Annotated in this window: 4 protein-coding genes and 1 pseudogene; 4 read left to right on the plus strand and 1 reads right to left on the minus strand. The window is 40.4% G+C overall.

Annotated features, from left to right (window positions below; all coding sequences use genetic code 11):
- A pseudogene (locus BTHERMOSOX_RS09735) lies at positions 1-278 on the minus strand (IS1595-like element ISBaz1 family transposase); the annotation flags it as partial.
- A 223-nt stretch (positions 279-501) separates the two neighbouring features.
- Here BTHERMOSOX_RS09735 and rpsL point away from each other — a divergent pair.
- The 4 genes from rpsL to BTHERMOSOX_RS09755 all read left to right on the plus strand — a co-directional run.
- Entirely contained in the window at positions 502-876 is a 375-nt protein-coding gene (gene rpsL, locus BTHERMOSOX_RS09740) for a 30S ribosomal protein S12 (RefSeq protein ID WP_138120958.1), read from the plus strand.
- A gap of 27 nt (positions 877-903) precedes the next feature.
- Positions 904-1,371, plus strand: coding sequence for a 30S ribosomal protein S7 (gene rpsG / locus BTHERMOSOX_RS09745; RefSeq protein ID WP_138120960.1), 468 nt, complete (start codon positions 904-906; stop codon positions 1,369-1,371).
- A gap of 18 nt (positions 1,372-1,389) precedes the next feature.
- On the plus strand, positions 1,390-3,492 hold the full coding sequence (gene fusA / locus BTHERMOSOX_RS09750) for an elongation factor G (RefSeq protein WP_138120962.1): 2,103 nt from the start codon (positions 1,390-1,392) through the stop codon (positions 3,490-3,492).
- Between the two features lie 27 nt (positions 3,493-3,519).
- On the plus strand, positions 3,520-3,641 hold a 122-nt coding region (locus tag BTHERMOSOX_RS09755), incomplete at its 3' end, for a GTP-binding protein (RefSeq protein WP_249360614.1).

Below are 3,641 nucleotides of genomic sequence, written 5' to 3' on the forward strand. Positions count from 1 at the left end.
CCTAAGGCGCCACGGCCGCGTTTTCCGCGGACGCGCCGTGCGCCAAAATAGCTTTCATCGACTTCAATCTGCCCCACTAGTGGGGCAGATTGAAGTATGGATAGTTCTACAATTCTAAGCCTAATAGCGGTTAAATATTTGTTGATTGTTTGTCTGCTCAATCCTGTTAATTCCTTGATTTGAACTGCGTTCAAATCAAGAGAAAAATACTTAATTATTTCTCTAAATCTCTTCTCTGAAATACGGGAACGATTTACATACTTGTTCTTTACTTTCATAACGGTACTTTAACATGATTTTAAATATGCTTGAGTTGTCATGACCCAAGATTTATTAGTTGTTAAGTAGTATTTCAATCTAGAAAAAACATATCATAAAAAACTCAATTTTATATTGACGTTATTATTATAAATACAGTATAATTCATTCTTTGTTGCCCCTGAAAAAACAATGGGCGATTATTTGGACGTTAAATTAAAAGTATTTTGGAGAAAAAGCAATATGTCAACAGTTAATCAATTGGTACGTAATCCACGTAAAAAGAAGGTTAGTAAAAGTGGTGTGCCAGCATTAGACAGCTGCCCTCAAAAACGTGGTGTATGTACTCGTGTATATACAACGACACCAAAGAAGCCTAACTCAGCATTACGTAAAGTTGCTCGTGTAAGACTTACTAATGCAGCTGAAGTAACTACCTACATTGGTGGTGAAGGTCACAACTTACAAGAACACTCAGTAATTCTTATTCGTGGTGGCCGTGTTAAAGACTTGCCAGGTGTTCGTTACCATACAGTACGTGGTGCGTTAGATACAGTTGGTGTTGACGGCAGAATGCAAGGTCGTTCTAAGTATGGCACTAAGAAACCTAAGAAATAATAACAAATATAAAATAAGAGAAACACTATGAGAAGAAGATCCGCCCCTAAAAGAGAAATCCTGCCAGACCCGAAGTTTGGTGATTTAGTATTGGCTAAGTTTGTAAACATCTTAATGTTAGATGGTAAGAAATCTGTAGCTGAGAAGATCGTTTATGATGCGTTAGATACAATTGAAGCTAAAGGTAATGCTGAGCCAATTGAAGTATTCAAACAAGCTTTAGAAAACATTGGACCAATGGTTGAGATTAAGTCTCGTCGTGTTGGTGGTTCAACATACCAAGTTCCAATCGAAGTAAGAGCTGAACGTAAAATTGCGCTAGCCATGCGTTGGATCATTGAAGCATCACGTAAACGTGGTGAAAAAGGTATGAAACTTAGATTAGCAGGCGAAGTATTAGACGCGGTTCAAAACCGTGGTACCGCATTTAAAAAGAAAGAAGACACTCACAGAATGGCTGAAGCAAATAAAGCATTTGCTCACTTTCGTTGGTAATCACAAGGATTTAAGAAAATGGCAAGAAATCACCCACTTAGTCGCTACCGTAATGTCGGTGTTATGGCGCACATTGATGCTGGTAAGACAACTACTACTGAACGTGTTCTTTTGTACACGGGTCGTACTCACAAAATTGGTGAGGTTCACGATGGTGGTGCAACCATGGACTGGATGGAGCAGGAGCAGGAACGCGGTATTACCATTACCTCTGCTGCAACAACTTGTATGTGGAAAGGTATGGATGAGCAATTTCCAGAGCACCGTATTAATATTATCGATACTCCAGGACACGTTGACTTTACCATTGAAGTTGAGCGTTCTCTTAAAGTATTAGATGGCGCGCTAGCATTGTTCTGTGCAGTGGGTGGTGTAGAGCCTCAATCAGAAACAGTGTGGCGCCAAGCAAACAAGTACAATGTTCCCCGTATTGGTTTTGTTAACAAGATGGACCGTGCGGGTGCAGATTTTTTACGTGTATGTGAGCAAATCAGAACTCGTTTAGGTGGAAATCCAGTGCCAATGCAAATTGCAATCGGCGCAGAAGAAGATTTTAAAGGTGTGGTTGATCTAATCACTATGAAGGCTATCTTTTGGAATGAAGAAGACCAAGGCGCAACTTACGAAACAACCGATGTTCCTGCAGAGTTATTAGACCTTGCTGAAGAGAAGCGTGAAGCTATGGTTGAAGCCGCTGCCGAAGCTAATGACGTGTTAATGGAAAAATACCTGGAAGAAGGTGAATTAACCCATGATGAAATTAAAGAGGGTATTCGTCATAGAACTATTAATAGTGAAATTATTCCAATGTTCTGTGGATCTGCCTTTAAAAACAAAGGTGTGCAAGCCGCACTAGACGCAATCATTATGTATATGCCATCTCCAGTTGAAGTAGATCCAATTGAAGGTATTCTTGATGATAAAGATGAGACTCGTGCACTACGTCCTGCTTCTGACGATGAGCCATTTGCCGCATTAGCTTTTAAAATTGCAACTGACCCATTTGTTGGTACGTTGACATTCTTCCGTGTGTATTCAGGTGTTCTTAAGGCGGGTGATTTTGTATACAATTCATCAAAAGGCAAGAAAGAGCGTATTGGCCGTATGGTGCAAATGCACTCTAATGAGCGTGAAGAAATTAAAGAAGTTCGTGCTGGCGATATCGCCGCTGCGATTGGCCTTAAAGATGTAACAACAGGTGACACATTGTGTGACCTTAAAGAGAAGATTGTTCTAGAAAGAATGGAATTTCCTGAACCAGTAATCGCATTGGCAGTAGAACCTAAAACTAAAGCAGACCAAGAAAAAATGGGTATTGCATTAGGCAAGCTAGCTGCAGAAGATCCGTCGTTCCGTGTATCTTCTGATGAAGAGTCTGGCCAGACAATTATTGCTGGTATGGGCGAGCTTCACTTAGATATTATTGTTGACCGTATGAAGCGTGAATTTGACGTTGAATGTGATGTTGGTGCACCACAAGTATCTTACCGTGAGGCAATTACGACATTGGTTGAGCATCAGCATAAATTTGCTAAGCAATCAGGTGGTCGTGGTCAGTACGGACATGTTTATTTACGTATCGAGCCTCAAGAGCCTGGTGCGGGTTATGAATTCGTTGATGAAATTAAAGGTGGCGTTATTCCTAAGGAATACATTCCTGCAGTTAACAAAGGCGTTCAAGAACAAATGGAAAACGGTGTATTAGCTGGCTTCCCATTAGTAGACATTAAAGTAACAGTTTATGATGGTTCTTACCATGATGTTGACTCGAATGAAATGGCATTTAAAATTGCCGCTTCTAAGTGTCTTTCTGAAGGTGTAAGAATGGCCAACCCTCAACTTCTAGAACCGATGATGGCTGTAGAAATTATGACACCTGAAGAATATATGGGTGACGTAATGGGTGACCTTAACCGTCGTCGTGGATTAGTTGGTGCTATGGAAGACCTTCCTAATGGCAAGCAATTAAAAGCAGATGTTCCATTAGCAGAGATGTTTGGTTATGCAAATGACCTTCGTTCAATGACACAGGGTCGTGCAAGCTACTCTATGGAATTTGCAAAGTACACAGCAGCACCGAAGAACGTTGCTGATGACGTTATTGAAAAATTAAACAAATAAATATAAAAGAAGTAAGGAGCATTTAAAATGGCAAAGGAAAAATTTGAAAGAACCAAACCCCATGTAAACGTTGGCACAATTGGCCACGTTGACCATGGTAAGACAACCCTAACTGCAGCAATTACTAAAGTAATGGCTGAAGCTAACGG

This window comes from Bathymodiolus heckerae thiotrophic gill symbiont (assembly GCF_900128515.1).
Lineage (GTDB): Bacteria > Pseudomonadota > Gammaproteobacteria > PS1 > Pseudothioglobaceae > Thioglobus_A.